The sequence below is a fragment of the Anaerosporomusa subterranea genome, assembly GCF_001611555.1.
Classification (GTDB): Bacteria; Bacillota; Negativicutes; order Sporomusales; family Acetonemataceae; genus Anaerosporomusa; species Anaerosporomusa subterranea.
Genome location: NZ_LSGP01000025.1, coordinates 237,099 through 258,003, shown reverse-complemented (window position 1 = coordinate 258,003; position 20,905 = coordinate 237,099). Strand labels below are relative to the sequence as shown.

General features: G+C 45.4%; 20 protein-coding genes. 13 read left to right on the top strand and 7 right to left on the bottom strand.

Annotation, left to right across the window (positions count from 1 at the left end; genetic code table 11):
• Position 1 precedes the first annotated feature (1 nt).
• Both AXX12_RS16125 and citF read left to right on the top strand, forming a co-directional pair.
• A complete protein-coding gene (locus AXX12_RS16125) occupies positions 2-913 on the top strand; it encodes an HpcH/HpaI aldolase/citrate lyase family protein (RefSeq protein WP_066244952.1) in 912 nt (303 codons plus the stop codon).
• Positions 910-2,457, top strand: coding sequence for a citrate lyase subunit alpha (citF, locus tag AXX12_RS16120; RefSeq protein ID WP_066244951.1), 1,548 nt, complete (start codon positions 910-912; stop codon positions 2,455-2,457). The genes AXX12_RS16125 and citF overlap by 4 nt, the downstream gene beginning before the upstream one ends.
• Positions 2,458-2,689: 232 nt before the next feature.
• Here citF and AXX12_RS16115 read toward each other — a convergent pair whose 3' ends face one another.
• From AXX12_RS16115 to AXX12_RS16100, 4 genes are all read right to left on the bottom strand, one after another.
• Entirely contained in the window at positions 2,690-3,340 is a 651-nt protein-coding gene (locus tag AXX12_RS16115; RefSeq protein ID WP_066244949.1) for a hypothetical protein, read from the bottom strand.
• Complete coding sequence (locus AXX12_RS16110; RefSeq protein ID WP_066244947.1) at positions 3,330-5,465, bottom strand: hydantoinase/oxoprolinase family protein; 2,136 nt, start codon at positions 5,463-5,465, stop codon at positions 3,330-3,332. Before AXX12_RS16110 ends, AXX12_RS16115 begins: the two co-directional genes overlap by 11 nt.
• 190 nt (positions 5,466-5,655) lie before the next feature.
• Positions 5,656-6,936: a hypothetical protein gene (locus AXX12_RS16105; protein WP_066244945.1), complete on the bottom strand. Its 1,281-nt coding sequence runs from the start codon at positions 6,934-6,936 to the stop codon at positions 5,656-5,658.
• Between the two features lie 13 nt (positions 6,937-6,949).
• Entirely contained in the window at positions 6,950-7,612 is a 663-nt protein-coding gene (locus AXX12_RS16100; protein WP_066244943.1) for an RraA family protein, read from the bottom strand.
• 509 nt (positions 7,613-8,121) lie between these two features.
• Here AXX12_RS16100 and AXX12_RS16095 point away from each other — a divergent pair.
• Positions 8,122-9,360: a hypothetical protein gene (locus AXX12_RS16095; RefSeq protein WP_066244942.1), complete on the top strand. Its 1,239-nt coding sequence runs from the start codon at positions 8,122-8,124 to the stop codon at positions 9,358-9,360.
• A 326-nt stretch (positions 9,361-9,686) separates the two neighbouring features.
• Here the strand turns inward: AXX12_RS16095 and AXX12_RS16090 are convergent, their stop codons facing one another.
• Positions 9,687-10,508 carry an AraC family transcriptional regulator gene (locus tag AXX12_RS16090; protein WP_066244940.1) on the bottom strand — a complete coding sequence of 274 codons (822 nt, stop codon included), beginning with the start codon at positions 10,506-10,508 and terminating at the stop codon, positions 9,687-9,689.
• Between the two features lie 344 nt (positions 10,509-10,852).
• On the opposite strand from AXX12_RS16090, the gene eno reads away from it, so the two are divergent.
• The 4 genes from eno to AXX12_RS16070 all read left to right on the top strand — a co-directional run bounded on the left by eno (position 10,853) and on the right by AXX12_RS16070 (position 14,859).
• A complete protein-coding gene (eno, locus tag AXX12_RS16085; RefSeq protein ID WP_066244939.1) occupies positions 10,853-12,148 on the top strand; it encodes a phosphopyruvate hydratase in 1,296 nt (431 codons plus the stop codon).
• 144 nt (positions 12,149-12,292) lie between these two features.
• The gene (locus AXX12_RS16080) at positions 12,293-13,078 is read left to right on the top strand and encodes an aspartate dehydrogenase domain-containing protein (RefSeq protein ID WP_066244937.1); all 786 of its coding nucleotides are present in this window, start codon (positions 12,293-12,295) and stop codon (positions 13,076-13,078) included.
• A gap of 13 nt (positions 13,079-13,091) precedes the next feature.
• Positions 13,092-14,000 carry a D-isomer specific 2-hydroxyacid dehydrogenase family protein gene (locus AXX12_RS16075; RefSeq protein ID WP_066244935.1) on the top strand — a complete coding sequence of 303 codons (909 nt, stop codon included), beginning with the start codon at positions 13,092-13,094 and terminating at the stop codon, positions 13,998-14,000.
• A 313-nt stretch (positions 14,001-14,313) separates the two neighbouring features.
• Positions 14,314-14,859 (top strand): glutathione peroxidase, encoded by a 546-nt coding sequence (locus AXX12_RS16070; RefSeq protein WP_066244933.1) that lies wholly within the window; start codon positions 14,314-14,316, stop codon positions 14,857-14,859.
• Positions 14,860-14,968: 109 nt separating this feature from the next.
• Here AXX12_RS16070 and AXX12_RS16065 read toward each other — a convergent pair whose 3' ends face one another.
• The gene (locus AXX12_RS16065; RefSeq protein ID WP_066244931.1) at positions 14,969-15,739 is read right to left on the bottom strand and encodes a M48 family metallopeptidase; all 771 of its coding nucleotides are present in this window, start codon (positions 15,737-15,739) and stop codon (positions 14,969-14,971) included.
• Positions 15,740-16,029: 290 nt separating this feature from the next.
• On the opposite strand from AXX12_RS16065, the gene AXX12_RS20245 reads away from it, so the two are divergent.
• From AXX12_RS20245 to AXX12_RS16050, 4 genes are all read left to right on the top strand, one after another.
• Complete coding sequence (locus AXX12_RS20245) at positions 16,030-16,164, top strand: hypothetical protein (RefSeq protein WP_156478708.1); 135 nt, start codon at positions 16,030-16,032, stop codon at positions 16,162-16,164.
• 270 nt (positions 16,165-16,434) lie between these two features.
• Positions 16,435-17,304, top strand: coding sequence for a LysR family transcriptional regulator (locus tag AXX12_RS16060; protein ID WP_066244929.1), 870 nt, complete (start codon positions 16,435-16,437; stop codon positions 17,302-17,304).
• Between the two features lie 92 nt (positions 17,305-17,396).
• Positions 17,397-17,864: a pyridoxamine 5'-phosphate oxidase family protein gene (locus tag AXX12_RS16055; RefSeq protein WP_066244927.1), complete on the top strand. Its 468-nt coding sequence runs from the start codon at positions 17,397-17,399 to the stop codon at positions 17,862-17,864.
• 69 nt (positions 17,865-17,933) lie between these two features.
• Positions 17,934-18,620 (top strand): hypothetical protein, encoded by a 687-nt coding sequence (locus AXX12_RS16050; RefSeq protein WP_066244925.1) that lies wholly within the window; start codon positions 17,934-17,936, stop codon positions 18,618-18,620.
• 370 nt (positions 18,621-18,990) lie between these two features.
• Here the strand turns inward: AXX12_RS16050 and AXX12_RS16045 are convergent, their stop codons facing one another.
• Entirely contained in the window at positions 18,991-20,217 is a 1,227-nt protein-coding gene (locus tag AXX12_RS16045) for a DUF438 domain-containing protein (RefSeq protein ID WP_066244921.1), read from the bottom strand.
• Between the two features lie 112 nt (positions 20,218-20,329).
• Here AXX12_RS16045 and AXX12_RS20240 point away from each other — a divergent pair, with 112 nt between their 5' ends.
• Both AXX12_RS20240 and AXX12_RS20235 read left to right on the top strand, forming a co-directional pair.
• Positions 20,330-20,539 carry a DUF1858 domain-containing protein gene (locus tag AXX12_RS20240; RefSeq protein WP_066244919.1) on the top strand — a complete coding sequence of 70 codons (210 nt, stop codon included), beginning with the start codon at positions 20,330-20,332 and terminating at the stop codon, positions 20,537-20,539.
• Between the two features lie 91 nt (positions 20,540-20,630).
• On the top strand, positions 20,631-20,777 hold the full coding sequence (locus tag AXX12_RS20235; RefSeq protein ID WP_407922279.1) for a DUF6506 family protein: 147 nt from the start codon (positions 20,631-20,633) through the stop codon (positions 20,775-20,777).
• Positions 20,778-20,905: the final 128 nt, after the last annotated feature.

The following is a 20,905-nucleotide window of genomic DNA, read 5'->3' as shown; positions in this document are numbered from 1 at the left end:
GATGGCGGAAGAGAGACTGCGGAGATCGGTTATGTACGCTGCTGGCAATAACCCGGGGCTGCTGCAAAATGCAGGGATTTACGGAGCGGACAGCGTTATATTCGATGTTGAAGATTCCGTGTCCGTTGGAGAAAAGGATAGTGCACGCGAGCTTGTCTATAATGCATTGAAATATCTCAAATTTTCTTGTGAAATTGGTGTACGGATTAACCATATTAGCACTCCGTGGGGATATGATGACCTGGATTATCTGCTGCCCGCCAAGCCGGATTACATTCGCCTGCCAAAGGGTGAGAGCGGGGACGAGATCAGAGATATCGATAAAATTATTACAAAAGCGGAAGAAGAATATGGCTTCGAGCCGGGAACGATCAAGATTATGGTTTCAATTGAAAGTCCCAAGGGACTGCGAAACGCCTATGAAATAGCTTCTGCCAGTCCCAGAATGATAGCCATCGCCATTGGTGGTGAAGATTTTGCCACTTCGCTAAAGACGGAAAAAACAAAAGGCAATGCCATTACCGGCGGCAGGGAATTGTTTGTCGCAAGAAGCATGATTGTATTTGCCGCAAGGGAAGCAGGCATTCAGGCGATTGACTCTGTATTCTCCGATTTGCGCGATGAACAAACATTTCTTGCCGAAGTGGAGCTAGCCAAAGAACTGGGCTTTGACGGCAAATCCTGTGTTAATCCCCGCCAGATAGATATTATCCACCAGGTTTATACTCCTTCTGAGAAAGAAATTGATTATGCTCACCGGGTTCTTGCAGCCTATAAGGATGCGTTGACAAAGAATTCAGGGGTTATCGCCCTGAATGGAAAAATGATCGATGCGCCCATGGTCATAAGAGCGGAGCGTGTCTTGGCTAATGCCCGCTCTGCCGGCGTTTACCAGAAGGAGGAAATCGAATGATTAATGCAGCAGGAAGGGAAATTCCAGCCAGCATACAGGGTTATAAGGAAGTGATATTATACGCGGGGCCGTTTGCAACCCAGCCAACGCCGGATGCACGCAAGGCTGGCCCAATACTCAAAGCCGTGTATCCGGGCAAGGATAAACTTTTACAATCCCTCGATGAAGCCATTGAAGCATCTGGATTAAAAGATGGGATGACTATTTCATTCCATCATGCCCTTCGTAATGGCGACTATGTAATGAATATGGTCATTGATGCGATCGCCCGTAGGGGCATTCGAGGATTAACATTGGCGCCAAGCTCATTTTTGGATAATAATGACGCACTTATTCCTTATTTTGAGCAAGGAGTTATTACTGCGGCCCAAACCAGTGGTTTGCGGGGTAAACTTGGCAAAATGATGACGGTGCAAGGGCTCATTAAACCAACTATTGTTAGGCCTCATGGCGGTCGGGTTCGCGCCATTGAGTGCGGGGAACTGAAGATTGACGTTGCATTTATTTCAGCGCCGACATGCGATACTTATGGTAATATCAACGGGGCTTATGGGCCGGCGGCCTGCGGTTCGTTAGGGTACGCAATGGTGGACGCCCGTATGGCTGATACGGTTGTGGCAATTACAGATAATCTGGTTGACCACCCGATTTGCCCAGTGAGTATACCTCAATATCAAATCGATTATATTGTGAAAGTTGATTCGATCGGTGATCCGAAAGGTATATCGACTGGAGCATTGCGTGTTACCTCCAATCCCCGTGATCTCCTGATGGCGAAGACTGCCGCTAAAGTTATAGAGTATGCAGGGTATTTCAAAGAGGGATTTGGCATGCAGTTGGGCGCAGGCGCCGCGTCTGTGGCTACTGGAAAGTTCTTGAGAGAGACTATGCTGCGTGACAAAGTTGTTGCGAACATGGCCATTGGCGGCATACTGGGGCCATTCTGCGACCTTCTTGATGAAGGTCTGATTAAAACGCTGTTTGATACCCAGTCCTTTGATGCCCGGAGCATTCAATCCCTTCGAGATAATCCTAGACATCAGGAGTATGACTGCACATTCTATTGCAACCCTTGGAATAAGGGGGCCATGGTTAATAAGCTTGATTACGTAGTCTTAGGCGCTACAGAAGTAGATGTTAACTTTAACGTAAACGTCATGACCGACTCCAACGGAATCATGATGGGCGCCCTTGGAGGACATCCGGATGCGTCTGCTGGGGCAAAATGCACCATTATCTGTGCACCCCTGCTGAGGGGGCGTCTGCCAATGATAACTGATGCCGTGCAAACAATTTCCACACCCGGCGATACGGTTGATGTGATCGTTACAGACCGCGGCGTGGCAGTTAACCCCAAACGTCCAGATTTGATCGAGAACCTTAAGGGCTCAGGACTTCCACTGATGACGATTGAGCAGCTCCGCGATTTGGCCTACGAACTTGGTGGTAAACCGGCGCCGTTGAATATCAGTGAGGAGATCGTTGCTGTTGTGGAATACCGTGATGGCACTGTATTAGATGTAATCAGGCGACCGATCTTGTGATGAATAAAAAAACCCATGATAAGGATTTTAGCCTACATGGGGTGTTATGAAATAAGCCTTCCGGTGATCGCCGGAAGGCGTTTTTAATGTACCCAAAGTTTAAACTATGAGAACATAAGCCTTGAAAATGAAGGCTGGTGGCTATTGGCGGCCCTTAGCCAGGATTAGTACCAGTTTTGACGGTACTACATCTTATCCTCCGCCTAGGCACTAACCCAGGCATGGACAAAAACTACTTGCTAGTCATCTTTGCGAGCAGGCTGTCTGCTTCGGCCGGTTTTGTTTTGTGCAAAGCCAGCAGGCTTAGCGCCATCGGGTGATAAGACAAGCCGCAGACCAGCTTGCTGAAATGGAATGCCCCGATTTCACTGAGTGAAGGAAAGTGTGAGCGATACATTAAGCTCCCGACTCGCCAGAGAACGATGCTGTGGTGAGCGGTGAACAGCCGCGGGCCGATTTCCTCGAGATGGTGATAGAGTTCATGGGCTATTGCGATCTCTTCCAGTGAACCAGTCTGCCAATCAGAGAAGCTCCGTTGGCGAAGAGTCGAACTAAGCAGCCGCAGAGTTTTATCATATAGTGTGATGATACGCGCGGCAGGTTCGTATGTGGAGAGAATGGGATGAGAACCTGAGGATGTATCAGTATGCCGGATTTTGAGCCCATATTCCGCGGCGATTGCTGAGGGGGCTTTGCGGCCATAGCGACTGAGAAGTTGCTCTGCTTGCCAAGCGGCGCAAGCGAGTGCAGCAGCAATGATCTTCTTTTCCTGTCCTGCTGGTGCCTTTCCCCGCAAAGGATCCAGCTCGAACTGCAGCGAGGCCCACTCTCTGTCAGACAGTTGGGCAGTTTCACGTAAGCGCGAATAAAAATTATAAGTCATTTTTAGCCGCCACCACAATCGACTGGTCCTCAGGCAGAAATTCGTCGAGCTCGGTAGAAATGACATTCATGATATGATCTTTACTTGGCATGCCGGAGTAGTCGAGTACACGGCCGCCGATACAGAGATAAACGTCAGGAAAGAGGATCATGTCGCTCTTGTAGTTTGTCATGGTTTCCCATAACTCATCAATGAGCCCAGATACGGAGGACACGGTGCCTTCTTGGACCGCTGCATCGCCGCGCTGGACTTTGATGAAGCCTTTCCTGTCCACCACACGGATCGGATGTTTTCCTTTCTGTTTGGCAGCTTTAGAGGAGAAGACAAATAGCGCCGGAGTCTGACCGACCAGCACTGTATCTTCAGGAGTCGTACACATCGAGTCAGCGGCGAGGGCGCGGCTTTCTTCAACGCTTGCTTCTTTTAACAAGTCGGTTGTCTGCACGGCGGTGGAGCCTAACGCGATAGCACGAACTTGCTGGGTTTGCGCGTTTATTTCTATATAGATTTCTACTGTATCCGGCACGGCGCCGCTGCTGATCGCCGCTTGACGCGCTTCGCGCTTGATGGCTTTGATGTCTTCGCTGGTGGGATTGGGAATCACTCGCTCCACCACGTCCCGAACCATTGCCAGTCCGACGCCGATGGAAGAGATGACCTCCGCCTGCTCAGGAATTTTGAACTTGAGGCCGGTTCGCTCAGCGGTGAAGGGCAAGAGAGATGACGCTCCACCACCGCACCCGACCAGCATAATCTGGTCTTGTTCTAGCTTATATTCGCGGGCCAGAGCTTCGACGATAGGGAGTATCTTGTCAGTTGCTTTGGTCAGGATGGCGCGGGCGGTTTCTTCGATCGTCATACCGAGCATCTCAGCCAGCGGCTTCATTGCCTTGCAGCAGGAACTGTAGTTGCCGTAGGCGTGCCACTGAGGCCGGGTCAGTTTTAGCACATTCGCGGCGCATGTATTGGTGACGGCGATGCGTTTGCCATTTTTCAGACGAAGTGTAACATAGTCAGCCGGATCGCCTAGTTTCGGCTGGACGAATTCAATGACAGGATCGACGATCTCGCTTTCATCCGTGAAGGCGGCATAGCCGAGGCCGGCGATGTGAGCGCTGCGCGGCCCGACATCTACTAGACTTCCGCCTGAGATCCGTACCATACTGCCACCGGCTACACCAAGCACCCGTACGTCCAGTGAGCTGATCGCGGTGCGGTGCCCGCCTACTACAGCGTAGTTGATGGTAGGACGGCCGTTTTTTATCACGCCGATATTGGTGCTGGTGCCGCCGACTTCAAAGTATATTCCGTTTGAGGCTCGCAGGTACATCAGTGCGCCAATGACGCTGGCGGCCGGGCCTGAGAGCATCGTCAGGACGGGACGTCGCTGCACTTCGGCGATGTCCATGACGCCGCCGTCGCCGCGCATGATCATGAGCGGCGCCTTGATGCCGGTTTTGCGGACACTGCCTTCGGTGCTTTTGGCTGTCTCAAACATACGGGGCAGGATGCTCGCATTAATGACTGCTGAGCGGGTACGGACAGTGAGTCCATACAGTTTGGTGATTTCATGACCAGCTGTAGCTGGTATGCCTAGCTGGGCGGCGACATCCTGCAAGAGCGATTCTTCTGCCGTTGAGTCAACACCAAAGGCGCGGGAGGCTACGACGACGCGCGCGCCACGGCTTTTAAGTTCACTGATTATAGTCTTTGCCGAGGCATTGGATAGGCTTTTCACGTCAAGGTACATATGGTGTGTTTTGATGCTTTTTCCTGTGCCAAGCGGGACATCATTCAAATTTGTCTGCCGTTTAGCCAAGAGCCCTTCAAAGAAACCCGAGGCCATACCGACGATGCCGACTTCTGCTACGTCGCCCTCGAGCAGCGCGTTAGTGGCCTGAGTCGTGCTATGGGCGATAAAGATGACTTCATCTGGACTGATGTTGTTTTCTGACAGGCAGCGTTCAAAAGCCTTGACCACGCCGGCCGCAACGCCGGCTTCATGGGTGTGGGTAGTGAGCACAGACGCCTTGCCGAGTATTTCATGCGTGTCATTATCGAGGGCGACGGCCTTGGTAAAGGTGCCGCCCACGTCTATTCCCATACGGATTGCACGTTTGACCATGAGATGACATCAGCTCCTTCTGTGGTGCGCCGCTGTTTTTTGAGTGCGAGAATCTACAGAGAAAAGGCCACTTTTACCACAGAGTAAACAGAGGGGAGCTAGAGTTCGCAGAGTGGGTACCTCTGTGTACTCTGTGGTTAGTGTTCTCCGTTTCTAAAAACCGCCGCAGCAGTTTCTCTTGACAGACTAATTATTTGCCAAAGAAAGACACAGCCAGCAGGCAATTGATAAGCACACACAGCCAAGCCCAGGCGACGCCGCTGCGCAGATGCTGCGTTACAGGAACTTTGCTGTAGCTGATTGCCCAGAGATTCCAGGATTGGGTTGGGCACATGGAAATAGCCATTGAGATGGTCGGTACGTAAACGAGCGGCAGCAAAAGAGCAGGTGGGAAGATATTGAGCCCAACCAGGATAGAGATCGTTGCACTGCCAGCGCCCCAAGCCATTAGCGGACCACGGAACAGTCCGAGCGGCGCTACTACACCAAAGGCTATGGCGATAGTCCACGGATTAGTGGGAATGAATGGACCGAGAACGGCTTTGAAGATGCCGGCGACTTTTCCTGCCGCCGCGCCGAACATCGCAAGGGTAAACAACATGCCTAGGAGTAGTGCCACGTCAGCGGTGCCGTCTTTTAGGCCCCGAAGCAGCATGGCTTGCGCGTTTTGCCAGGGAAGCAGTTTATTTGTTGTCACTAAGGTAAGGAAAATAGCAAGAATCATACCGGGTAGCGGGGGCCAGTTAAACAGAACAGCCATCAAGACCGGCACAGCAGGTACTATATAGGCGATAGCGGAAACGTGCGCCGTATTAGGCGGCGCGGCAGGGGCAGACCAGGCCTTGACTGTCTTTTTCAAAGACAGATTATAAATCAGCATAAGAACGATAACACTGAGTGACACAAGCATAGCCGTCAGTCCGAAGGTAAAGTAGGGGCCGTTGAACGGAACCGAGTTTGGCGGGAAGAACATGATGATTTGCTTAAACAGAACCTGGTTAATATACATTGCCGCGCCGATCGACATCGTGAATGCCGGAACAGCGACCTTTTCCGGCACACCGATCGATAGGAGGACCGGCAGAGCAATGACGCCAATCGCGATGACTGCGCCAACGCCAAAGGTACTGGTGAAGATAAAGGTAGTAACAAGTGATACCAGAATCGTTGTCACGAGCGCCTTGTCGCCGCCTAACTCAACGGCACGGCGGATGAGAGAGCCGGCGATACCGGTCTCGACCAGCATGCGCCCGAACCAACTGCCGAAGATGACGACGATGGCTGTCGGCCCGTAGCTTTCGGCGCCTTTTTGGATGATGTCATTCACTACAGCGGTGTAGGGCATTTGACCAATGATGGCCCAAGCCAGGGCGGAAACCAGAAAGCCAAAAATTAGGTTGCCGCCACGCATGGCAAAGAGCACCAAACCAACGTACACGACCAAGAGCAGAATCGTTTGTAGACCTTCCATTTAACTCCCTCCTTTAAAATGCGCCATATTTTTTGTAGGCTTCTGTAATGGGGAGTCCTGCGCGCAGTTCCCTGCGCATACCACTTTCTCGAGTATACACCTCCTCTGCTGCCGTCAGGATATCGAAAATCATGTCCTTGGGCACAATGACCACTCCGTCCGTATCGCCGAATACGAAGTCGCCGGGATGGATGACCGTCTCGCCGATCATAATGGGGATTTGCCACTCGCAAATATTCCAGCGGCCGATGGAACTGGCGGCACACTTGAATTTGGCAAATACGGGATACTGCATTTGATCGATAAAGTCTACGTCGCGAACGCCTCCATCGACGACAGCACCGAGGCAGCCACGTTCGCGCGCCGCTGTAGACATGATTTCACCCCAGTGAGCTGATGTTAGATGTCCGCCGCATGCCCAGACCGAAATCGTCATGGGGGTAATGCTATCAAGCATTGCAATGCGCAGAGAACTGTCATTGTCGCTAGTGTTTTCCGCTAGTTCGCCTCGGCCTGTAAAGGCTAGTCCCGCCACGGTTTTTACCGCAGTATAGGGGGTAATGCAGTAAGGAAGAACTTGGCTTCTAAAGCCACGTTTGTCCAGCATGTCGGCAATTGCGCCGGTATAGAGCTTTTGGTAGCGCTTGCAGATTGACGCTAATTCTGCAAGATCCATCTCAATTCACCTTCCTTTTACTGATTGGCTGACAGGCAAGATAAGAACCCTGCCAGTACTCATTGTTATTCACGCCGCAGTATGGTAAGAACAAAAATACGTGTGTTTCCTTGTCCAGTGACACAGGAAAATCAGTAAGACGTCAACTAAAGCAAACGATTTATAAATCAGTTTGCAACTTGAAAAAGCTGAACGTGAATTAATCGCAAAGAACAACAGTTAAAATAATTTGCGCCATAAAAAAAGATGTTAAAAAATTGGACCCCTTTCAGTTAGATACCAAAAACTGAAAGGGGTCCAATACTTATGGAGCTACAAATTACCGTCAAGAACAGCGCTGCTGCTAAGCCGAGTGAGAAGAATAAGGCTTATCGGTTGCTGATTAGATAATGGGGGGGAAATCCTGTAAAATTTTGCATCAATTTGGCAGGTTTTTATGATTATATGGTTAATTACTTCAAGGTAAATAAACTCAAGTCGAGAAAGTATTATTTTATGGGAAGGGAAATATGATCAGAATGCTTAAAGCGTTAATTATCGTAATCTCAGTACTGGTATGTATCGTTGCACCTGTTTTTGCTTCTCCTAATTGGATTACGATGGATGAAAAGCCAACATTGATCTATCAAATAGACGCGGAAGCAGTAGTATTTTCCGGAGAAGATTCTGATAAACAACTGGAAATATGGATGAAAACTCTCCAAAAGGATGGAACTGGATCATACATGGTGGCTCATTATCTGGTGAAGGAAAACGGCCTGAGCTTCATCCTAAAAGAAAGAACGATGAATTCGGCAACCGGAGTCGTCATCAGCTCATTCCAAAATACATCGGATAAATGGAGTGTGACTACGCCTAGCTCACCAATCGGTTCTAGCGCGACTCGTATTTTTGCCGAGTACCGGAGAAACCCGGAAGGATTCAATTTAAAAGCTCTAAGTAATAACCTGGCTACCGCCCCTGAGGCAAAGGCGAAAGACACGAATCGCCTGTCAGCGGGAATAACGGTGAAAGCTGATCCCCAGTTATCACCCGATGTGGTAGACAAGGCCAAAATGGTCGTGGAGGAGACTCGCGAGTTTTATGAGCATAAATATGGCGTTACTCTATCAAGTCCAATTGAAGTACTCATGGTGGCCAATAAAGAGAACTATCGCAAAGCCTTGATGGAGGTATTCAAACTTACTCCGTCCGCTGCCGACAAATGGGCCGCCCATACTAACGGCATTTCCCAAGGGAACGGAGTCATCACATCCGCACTGAATAAGGGTGCACCGACTTGGGTGTATTATGCCCTTCTTTGTCATGAACTTACCCACAACTATCAACGCCAGCTCGCGCCGGGCATGCCGCCGGGGAAAATGAGCTGGCTTTGGGAGGGCATGGCCGACATGGTTTCGGCTCAGATCATGGCTGACAAAGGCGTTCAGACGCTGGCACAGACACGGAAAACTTGGCTCGATTATATGCGAAAGCAACCTAATCGCCCCCTAGACGTGAAGGTATTGGGAAACCAGAGCCAATGGTTCAAGGCGGAGGAAACATATGGAGATGTTACGGTAATACACTTTGCTGGACTGGCAGTAGATTATCTCGTACAGCAGAAAGGGTATAATCCTCTATTTGACTATGTGCGACTGGCTGCGACTACCGACGGTCCTAGTGCCTTTGTTACGGCCTTTGGCATGACGCTCGACCAGTTTAGCGCTGATTTCCAAAGCTATATTAACGAGAAATTGGCCAAATAGACTTGTTTCCCCCTGTCCATGGCAGTATATTCTTAAAAAAATCGCCGTTTGACCCGATACGGAGAACCGTTCATTGGTAAAGGCGAAAAATGGTTTTGAGCTAGGAATGGCTCGAGCAGGATTTTAGCTATAGATGAGAAATAAGGGGCAGTCTCAAAATGGTATTTTTGAACCTATAGAGACAGCCCCTTTTATGTTTTATAAGCAAATATAAACATTTTTAATGATAAAGGCTAAATGAGAATAGGAGGGGATGAAAAAAGGGATAGCAAAGCTAAGGATAGACGATCCTAGGTAACTTAATATAAGTTAGTCTCATGATATATCTACTTCAGTAACTTAGAAGGTGCCACTTGCTTGTACTTTTTAAATTGGCGGCTAAAGTAGTTACTATCATTAAATCCGACAGACATGGCAACCTCAGTGATATTCAGCTTGCTTTCCTGTAACAGAGTTGCCGCTTTGTTTAAACGGAGATGGTTGATGTATTCAGTCGGTGCTTTGCCGGTGAGGCTCTTAAACAGGCGACAGAAATAGTGGGGGCTCATGTTGGCCAGAGAGGAAAGTTGGCCAAGACTAAGCTTTTCTGTGTAATGATAGTCAATGTATTCTAGCACTGGTGTAAGGCGGTCTAAGGTTCTGCGCTGACGGTCCTTTTCAGTCTCGCTAAGGGTTTGTTCCCCGTAATAGCGTAGCAACAAAACCAGAATGCGATAAATGTACGCTTTAACAGCCAGTTCATATCCCAGTTCTTGGCGGTAGTATTCGAAAATGAGCTGGCGAACCTCCTCCAGCAGTTCACTATCCCGGTCAATCTGGTTGCGAAAGAGAATCCGGTTTTGTACTAAGGGTGTCATGTATTTAGTCTGGCATAAATCAATCTGGTTGCTATGAATGAAGGAAAGGTCGAATTCCACTACATAGTAAACAAGTTGGGGAGATAGGTTTTCGCAGTAGTGTACGTCATTGCTGTTGACAATGATTAACTCTCCGGGGCCAACTTGAATCGGGCGAGAATTACAGTAGATTACCGCTTCGCCTTTTTCAAAATACAGTATTTCAAAATTTTCATGCCAGTGGCATTCAATAACGGTTCCCAATCTTTGGTGTTCACTGCGGTGGATGTCTACGGGAAAATCTCTCTTCATACTAAAGTCGCATCGTCCGCTGATTTTGGTTATATCCGTACGAATCACCTCTGTCAATATTGTGCTATGTTATAACAACATCGTTCATGAATTATTAGGGGGGTTATAAGTACAATAGTATCATACCTGATATTTTTATGGCAACTTAATGCTAGTATAGCATGTATAAGTTCTTTGAACTGGTAAAGCCGGATAAAACAAGGACGGGAACGATTCCGCAGAGTAAAGGAGGCCTCTGTGGAATGGTACCCTGTACTTCCGTTAATGTTAATGACCGTGCAGGTTTTTCTTCTAAAGTTTTAGTAAACTCCTGCTGTGAGGTATTTTCCTAAGGGGGGAGATAAATGCTCCACATTGCCGAATTCATAACTCGTGAGATTATCAATTTCCGGGGTAATCCCATGGTTGAAGTTGACGTGATTCTATCGGACGGGACACTTGGTCGTGCCGCCGTACCCTATCGTACTCCCCTCAGTATGGATGAACAAGCAGAAGTTCACATTGATAATGAAAGAGGTCTCTTTGGCAAGGAGATAATACCGGCGCTGGAGAACGTAAAGAGCATAGCCACCAAGCTTGTGGGCATGGACGCTCTGGATCAGGCAGGGGTGGACCATATTATGATGGAGGATGGCAGGCACAGCAAGGAGAGTGTGGGGGCCAACGCTAGCCTAGGGGTCTCGCTTGCTGTCGCAAAAGCGGCAGCTGCATCACTTAATATGCCACTCTTCCGGTATATTGGCGGGGTTAACACTTTGCAAATGCCTGTTCCGATGATTAACCTTTTAAGCGGTGGCGAACATGCTGCCAACAATCTCGATTTTCGAGAATTCATGATTGTTCCAGTGGTGGAGGCTTCTTTTGTTGAAATCTTTCGAATGTGTACTGAAGTTTACCATGCTCTGAAAAATATCCTTAGAAGTTGTGGGCGGAACGCCGCTTGCGGTGACACAGGAACTTTTGCTCCTAACTTACTATCCAATGAAGAAGCATTGGCTGTGCTTTGTAATGCTATTCATAAAGCCGGTTACAAGGCGGGTAAACAATTCGCTCTGGCTATTAATGTGGCGGCCTCAGATTTTTTTGCAGGCGGAGAATATAATTTCACCGGAGAAGGTTTTATTAAAACACCTACAGAGATGGTAGAGTATTACATCGGTTTAATGGACGAGTATCCGATTATCGCCATTGAAGACGGTATAGCAAGAGATGACCATGAAGGGCGGAGTTTGTATTACCGGCATCTGGGCGACAAAGTGCAACTGCTGGGCTATGATATTTTTGCTGCCAATGTTGAGCAAGCAGGGCGCCGTATGGAAAGCAAAATGGGGAAATCTATCCTGATCAAGGTCACCCAGGCAGCTACACTTTCGGACATTCTCGATAGGGTTAAAAGGGTAAAAGAGGCTGGATACAGCTGCGTTATTGCTAACTGTTCGAGCGAAGCAGAAGACCCTGTGATAGCTGATATTGCCGTAGGGGTAAACGCTGCCCGAATCAAAGTGGGACCGCCGGCTCGCACTAATCAGGTCGCTGTATATAACCAACTTCTCCGTATCGAGGAGGATAGGAAGACGATTAGGACCGCCAGTCGGAGACTTGGCGAGCCGACTGGGCTGTCATTGGCTATCTATTCGTGAAGAAAAGCACTGCCCAGGTTACTTCTTTAGTCATAACGGCATATACTTATGCTGTTGCATCAGATCAAAACAGCAAAGAAATTCACGCAACTAGCTAAAAAGTAAATTTAGAAAGTATAAAATAAACTTGAAAAGAGGTATACCATGGGAAAAATTAAATTAGCACTTATCGGCTGCGGCTATCTTAACGAAATCGTAGCTAATGCATTGAAGGACGGCTATCTGCCGGAGTATGAGCTTATTGCTGTTCTGGGAAAAGACTCTAATCGCACAAAAGCATTCGCTGAACGACACGGCTGCAAGGCCTGTGCCGATATTGATGAACTTATGGGGATGAAGCCGGATTTTACGGCTGAAGCTGCATCAGTAAAAGCTATACAGGAATACAGCGAAACAATATTAAATGGCGGCTCAAACCTCGTTGTGCTGTCAATCGGCGCATTTGCCGATCGTGAATTCTACGAACGCGTAAAAAATACCGCCGCTCAGAACAAGCGTCGCGTATACATTGCCAGCGGCGCCGTGGGTGGCTTTGATGTTCTGCGTACAGCCGCGCTGATGAGCCCGATTACAGCGTCCATCGGCGCACAGAAAGCACCGGCTTCGCTTAAAAATACACCGCTTTTCACTAATGAATTAATGGACATCACGGTACCACAGCAGGTATTCAGCGGCACTACCAAGGAAGCGATAGCCATACTGCCGACCAAGGTAAACGTAGCAATCGCTACCGCCCTTGCCAGCGCGGGTCCGGAAAACACAACAATGAATATCAAAGCCGTGCCGGGCTTCAAAGGCGATGAATACAAGATTGAAATACAAGGCGAAGAAGTACGCGCCGAACTCAACATCTATTCCCGTACTAGCGCAATTGCCGCCTGGAGCGTTGTAGAGGTTTTGCAAAATGCCGTAGCGCCGATTGTATTTTAGGAGGGTTCATGCAATGTTTAAAAAATTAGTTGCCATAGAACCGGTAAGCCTGATTCCGTCTGCGGAACGAAAACTCCATGAGTATGCAAAAGAAGTAGTGCTGTTTGATGACGTCCCGAAGGACGATGCGGAAATCATCCGTCGAATCGGCGATGCTGATGCCGTACTGGTCAGTTATACCAGCCGTATCGAAAAAAACGTACTTGATGCCTGCCCCAACATCCGCTACATCGGCATGTGTTGCAGCCTATATTCGGAAGCAAGCGCCAATGTAGATATTCGCACCGCACGTGCCAAAAATATCACAGTATACGGTATCCGCGATTACGGCGACCAGGGCGTTGTCGAATATATAACCAGCGAACTTATCCGTTATCTCCATGGTTTCGGTGATAAACAGTGGCAAGGACTGCCGGTTGAGCTTACAGATTTAAGAGTCGGCATAGTCGGCCTTGGTACTTCCGGACAGATGATTGCCGCCGGCCTTCAGGCCCTGGGAGCCGATTTGTATTATTTCAGCCGCACCCGCAAGCCGGAACAAGAAGAAGCAAAAAATATCAAATACCTGCCACTGAAAGAACTGCTGAACACAGTTGATGTCGTCTGCACCTGCCTGAATAAAAACGTTATCTTATTCCACGATGAACAATTTGAATGGCTTGGCAATCACAAAATAATGTTCAATACCTCTATAGGTCCGTCGCACGATATTCCCGCCCTTGCCAAATGGCTCGAACATGGTGATAACGAATTTTTCTGCGACACTGCTGCTGCTCTCGGCGATGATACCGGTAAGCTTCTTGCCAGCCCCCATGTAAACTGCATGAACATATCATCCGGGCGCACCAGGCAGGCTTTTGACCGCCTAAGCGAAAAGGTGTTAAAAAATATCAAAATATTTATAAACGAAAATAGCCTTTAAACGTTATACAGGCAACACGGGTTTCTAACCAAGTAGGGGAAATCTTGGCAGTATGCACAGATAGCCAGCGGTAGCCAGCAAATTGTCTCGTCCGTTAAAGGATAGACAAATTAACAAAAAAACGCCTTCGCTATTCGAGTTCTGAAAGCCTTGAAGCCGTGAATTTTACGGTTTCTTTTTTTTAGTCTGATAGACTAATGGGTGACTCTTGGATTGAAAAACCTTTCAAGTCAAATAATAGATACGTTCACTTTTGTCAGTTCTTGCTAACGTGAATACCATGGACTGCACCGGAAACTAAAGGAGGGGTAATATGAGTATCTATGATTATGAAGTGAGTACCATTGACGGCAAGGAAGTTTCGCTAGCTGATTATAAAGGTAAAGTATTAATCATTGTTAATACTGCCAGTAAATGCGGATTTACTCCGCAGTATGAAGAACTGCAGAAGCTGTATAACGCTTATGCTGATAGAGGTTTAGAGATTCTTGGCTTCCCAAGCAACCAATTTGCCGAACAAGAGCCTGGGAGCAATGCAGAGGTGCAACAATTTTGCCAGATTAATTATGGGGTTAGTTTCCCAATGTTTGAGAAAACAGAGGTTCGCGGAAAAAATGCGCATCCCTTGTTTGTTTACTTGACTGATAAAGCACCATTTAAAGGCTTCGACTCGAGCCACCCTATTGGCGGAAAGCTGCAGGAAATATTGAAGGAAAAATTTCCGGAGCTACTTGAGGGGGATTCTATTAAGTGGAACTTTACTAAGTTCCTAATTAACCGGCAAGGTGAAGTTGTAGGTCGTTATGAGCCTACAACTTCACCAATGGAAATGAAAAATGAAATTGAGAAGTTTCTGTAATCTGATCGTAATAGCTATGCGGAGGAAGAGACAAATTCAAAAACTATAAAAAAATAGAACGCAAGTCATCTTTGTTGTAGCGATGACTTGCGTTCAGTGTATATGGTGCTTACACCCGGTTGTTAATCCCTTGGGTGCGCATTTCAGTTCTAAGGGTAGTGCTTTGATTTATAGCCATAATTCGGCGGGGAAGATTCGGGTGCGATGAGAGTATTTCCGAAAACCAAATCCAAAACCCGGTTTCCTTGGTAGCCTGAGCGAGATAATCATCGGTATTTACGTCCAAGTATAGCTTTTTGCCAGCGGCTAATACAAGGATTCCGGCTGTAGCGCCAGCGGGTTGAGTATGAGCGGCAATGAGATCACAAGAGTATTCGCAGGCTCTTGAGTAAGCCTGGGATAAAAATGGGATGAAGGTGGAAGGTAATAAAACCCATCTCCAATTCAAATGATTCCTTTTTATATGAGCGAATTCGTGACTAATTATAAATCCTAGAGCATCTTTACCTTGTTCAAAAGCCAATTCTAAAATTTCCGAGTATACGGCAACATAGTTTCTACCAAGGAAGCGCATGGCAAAAGCGTTTAATACTCCACCAGATTGGATGATATAGATCGGAGGCATTGTTCTAAGTTCCATCTGGGCTGCAATTTCCTGGGCAAGTTGATGTACTTCTGGAAATTGTTTCTCGGAAACTCGAATCCCATTTCCTCGGAGATGTCCGACAGCCAAGCCTTGAACGATAAGACCGACTAAGGCGCCAATAATGAGATAGAATATCCCTATTACGGACAATACCAATAGGAAATAAATTAGAATGCTGACGATGACGGAAATCGCGAAATAAAGTTTTTCCTTTGGATGTATTAAAGAGGGCATAAGAGCTCCTTTCCGGTTGGGAATATTTGATTGATATGTATATTCTACCGTAGATTGTAGAATCCTTCCTCTATATGTTAATGCTAATTTATGAATTAACGCTCTTAACGCTAAATTTAAAGACCAGGAAGCCCATTTATAAGGGCTTCCTGGTCTTTTATTCTGCCTAATGAAAGAGCATTAACTACTAGCAAAACGTAACAGTGGATAGTGTTTCAGATCCTATCCAGCCTGAACGAGAGTGACAGTGTGATCATCACGATGAACCTAGAGTTTTCCGCTGGACGGAGATCTTTGACGATCCGATGCTGACGGTAGCTATCGTTGACCGCATGACGCATTGTTCTCATATTGTTGATGCCAATTTCGAATGTCAAATGGCTCAATTTCTGATTGCTTTTCGCACTTTTGCTTATCTTTATTAGTTTCATATGCTGACAAGAGGATAGCAATTGTATAAAATATAAGCATTTCCACCTTCAGTTCCCTCCCTCGCAATATATCCAAGTTTTAATTAAAGTATAGTCCTGTTGCATTAATCTGTTAAATTGGCGTTGGTTATTGTATCAATAGGATTTTCTTAGAAAGCATATTCGTATTGCCAAGCAGGAGAACAGAGCTGTAATTAGAAGAGTATAAAGCATTACTACGTCAGGGATATAAACTGACATCCCAATTGGTTCAAGAGGTGAAATATGGACATTCAGTTTTTTCAAACTTTTTTAATGGTTGCGAAACTAGGCAACATGACCCAGACAGCAGAACAACTGAACTTTACACAGCCAACGGTTACGGGGCAGATACGCACCTTAGAGCAACATTTTGGTGTTATGTTATTTGACCGCGTCGGCAAGAAATTATACATAACTGACGCAGGACGAGTACTAATGGATTACGCAGAAAGGCTATTGACGACCTATGATGAGGCGCAAAAGGCATTAAGCGTTCACCCAGGGAATATTAACCTGGGAATTGCGACAACATCTGTCAATTACATTTTGGTACCATTTCTCCAAGAGTTTCAACAACAAGCGCCTAAATGCTCCGTTGCGATGGAAATGTGCCTCAATACAACTGCAGTTGTAAAGGGTATAGTGGAAAATCGGTTTGATTTGGGTTTTATTCAAAATGAAGTTACGGTAGATTGCCTAGCTGGGTTTGAGGTATTCAAAGATCAATTGGTTTGGGTTATGCATCCGAAGTTAGCGGAGAATTTTAATTACAGCACTAACATCTTGAGCTATCCGCTCTTAGTATATAAAACAGGGGGACTATTTCGCACGTTATACGAAAAAACACTAGGACGAAAAAAAATTGAACCGATAATCGAATACAGTGATTCGGAATCGATGAAAAATGCAATTTTGCAGGGCTTGGGATGTGGCGCCTTGCCGATGATTATGATTAAGCAACATCTTGAAGACGGTACGTTAATTGAATTTACAAATATTCCACGTCCCGCTTTTAGTGTTTGGGTAGTCTTTCATAAGGATAAAATATTATCCCGGGAAGCAATGAATTTAATAAAAATTCTGCAGGAAGGAGCTAATAATATGATGGGGTAAGATATGCCGTTGTTTATGTGGTGAAACGAGTTTTGTGATTGGTGCAACGTCTACTTTTATAATGAGAAAAATCATTGCAAAGGGGAGTTACCTTGTTTAGAGAAATGAGACGTAAAGAAAAACTTATGTCTAAGGACGATACAATCAAAATCATAAAAGAAGCCGAATTCGGGACTTTAGCTAGCATTGGGGGAAATGGATATCCCTATTCTGTACCCTTAAATTATGCTTATGAGAACGATGTGATATATTTTCATTCTGCTCCTGAGGGTAATAAAGTAGAAAACATAAAGTTTAACAATAAAGTCAGCTTTTCAATTGTGAGTTATCATAAATTACTACCCGACAAGTTTGATACTGAATATGATAGTGCCGTAATCTATGGTAAGGCAGTTGAAATCACAGACGAGGAGGAAAAGAAACGCGCTCTTATATTACTGGTAGAAAAGTATTCAAGCGATTATTGTAAGCAAGGCATTGCGTACATAGAAAAGGGTATAAATGCTACTACTGTTTTTAAAATACAAATTGAACAGATGACTGGAAAATTAGGACGATAGCTGAATTATAGATTTGAAAAAACGAGAGTAAAATAGAATTCCGGGAATAGTGCCGTAAAGGAGGTTGCAATGGTTTTAAATATTGCGAATGGGACAGCGTTGAAAGAGTATTTAACTGATAAATATGCTAATGATGAAAAAATTATTTCATTTAATGAATCAATGATTACAGGTAAGAGCAGTGAAACGGTTTTTAATGATGAATTTTTTCGCGTCCGCGCTAAATCATTGGGTATAAATTATGATCAATATCTTCAAATTACAGTTGCTGAATTAGATGAATTATTAAATAAAGCACATTCTAAAATTGTACTGTGGTTTGATGAAGATATGTTTTGCCAAATAAATCTACTGACCTTATATGCCTATTTGGACAGCACTCATTTTGATGGAGAAGTTCGATTGAATATCATTCCCCAGAATTTTTACCAATATAATGTGGGAGATATAGTAATAAAATCCTATGAATTAAACGTAAAGGGGTACTACTCAATTTACAAGGATGTTATGATACGAAACGTTTTTACAAAAAATAAATTTCCTGTTTTAGAAGAAATGCAAAAAGGTATTCGCCTATATGAAAATTATATTTCGGATAACAGTGAAATTAGAGCGGCTATTAAAAAAATGGTTCAAAATAATCAGAGCAAACTCTATATAATAAAAGAAATTATTGAGAAATATTCAAATTACGGTATAGGTGACTATAATATTGAATTACTGTACAACAAAGAAACTTTGCGGGATTCCGAATAAGAATGTAAGTCATAGTTAATGATTAATGCCTTTTTAAAATTCGATAATACAATGTGGCATGTAATGGAATCTAAAATGATATGTAATAGAACAGCCGGTAAAGCCTTGAATTAGTTGGATTTGCTGGCTTTTTTAGGATTTGTAAACAATGACGGTGAGGGGCCTGTTTGTTAAGGTATCGCTAAGATTTAAAGACCAGGTACCGTCATTAATTACGGTTTCTGGTCTTTTATATTGACGTAAGCGTATATATCCTTTAGCATTGCCTAGGTTATGGGGAGCTGTTTCGCGACTAATCACCGATCCTACTCCAAGCTCGCCGATAATTCCAGGCATAGCAGTGATACCACTGTTTGGTCTAGACTTTTAGTTAGTCCATTATTCGCTTTTCGCCAGTGATCTCCTGGAGTGGCTTGATATCTTGTGTTACTTCAAGAACCCCTACGAAATCTCCGCTCTCATCTCGTACGGCGAAATACTGGATGTATACGTATTTATCACCCAGTCTGATCCAAAAGGACTCCTTATCTTTTTTGCCAGATTTCAAGTCATTCGCAATTTGCTCAACGACGTGGACACTAGTAGGAGGATGGCAATTTTCAACCTTTCGACCAATGATTGTTTTTGTCCGATGGAAGATACGTTCCTTGGATGCGGAGAAGAACTTAACAACGTTATCTTTACCGACAAAGGTTATATCTACTGGAAGGTGGCTGAAAATCAATTCAATTTCCTTTGGAGTGAGAACTCCAGTTGCGAACTTAATGAAACCCTGAACGTTCGGATTGGCAAGTTCGGGCTGACTGTCCGCGGGCTCTGCTATATGTGGCACCCATTTGAGAGACGGCTCGATAAGGCAATATCCAATTTGATCGCTATCTTCCAGGATACGGACCCAGTCATTCTCACTTAACGTTTCCATGAGCATCGGGAAAAGGATTTTACTTTCCTTAAAGATCATCTCACGGATCTGCTCCAATGTTTCCTCTACTTTGGCGACGAGTTGGTCCTTGGCGTCTACTTCATAGTGTAAAGCCAACCGCTTGGATTCCTTAAGCAAAGCCCGAATTTCATCATCTACTCCCCACATTACTTTAGGTGGTGCGGTGATGCCATAGCTTTCAAGAAAGGGAAAGATAAGATGTTCTTTTCGGCTGTAGTGTTTATCAACGTCCCAAAGTAAATTTAGTTTTTCTGCCAAGTTGATCACAATATTTGATTCCTTTTCGGGCGGGGCAGTTCGAAGATCCTGCAGTAATGGACGAATTTCCTTTTCCATCAATTGTTCCAGTGCGTGATTTTCATCCCCATAGATATCGAGCGGATGTCCTTCAGCCACATCTACATCCGGCTTCTCACTAAACGATTCCTTGAATACGGAGGCATGCACATTACAGAGATTCTGAATTTCTTCAACAGGCAGACCTTCATTGATTAAACTTTGCTCAATTAGCGAGAGCTCCGCAGCATCCATGTCGTTTGCGATAGCGTTAAATCGGGATTTGACCTCCGCGACCGTCTTCCCACGGTGTAAATCAAGTAGTATTTCTTTAACAACCTGCTTCCTGTGTTCCCGATTATTGATTAATTCACTCATTGTTTACCCTCCCATATACTTTTTTTGATATTTTTTGGTACTGAGGGTAAATATATTCATCAAGAAGCTAAAGGCTTCTGGTTTTAAGCACTAACAAAGGAGACTGCTTTTTGTGATTACAGCGCAGGATAAGATTGGCAATATACTATCTCAACATCCTCACCTCAAACAGAAATTAATCGAGAGATCGCCGAAGTTTAAAAACTTAGAAAACCCGATCATGCTAAATACCGTAGGTCGATTCGCGACTGTCGCCGATGCTGCTAAAAAGACGGGTGAAGATTTAGACGAGCTTCTGAGGTTTCTAAATCGAAATCTTTAAGCCCGACTCTGCATAAATAAAAGGCGAACTAGGGTAGGGAGCGCAAGATCAAAACTGTAAACTAAATCGCCTGTTGTTCAAATGCTAAAATATCATTAAGAGCTTATGCCCAGGATTTTCGCATCAGAATATAGCTCAAATATGTGATGTGGTTGGCGAAAATGTTGGAATTTGTGTTGCCCGTGGCGATAATCACAGCAGCAAAATTGCTTCAGAGTATATTTCAAAAGTGAAATGACAAGAAGATTTATTTTCTATAAAACGACTTGCATACTTTTATGGACCATGTCCATAAAAGTCATATTTTCTTTCAAGATTAGTCGGGGTGAGGCGTATCATTGGTAACGGCGAAAATTCCCCTTCCAA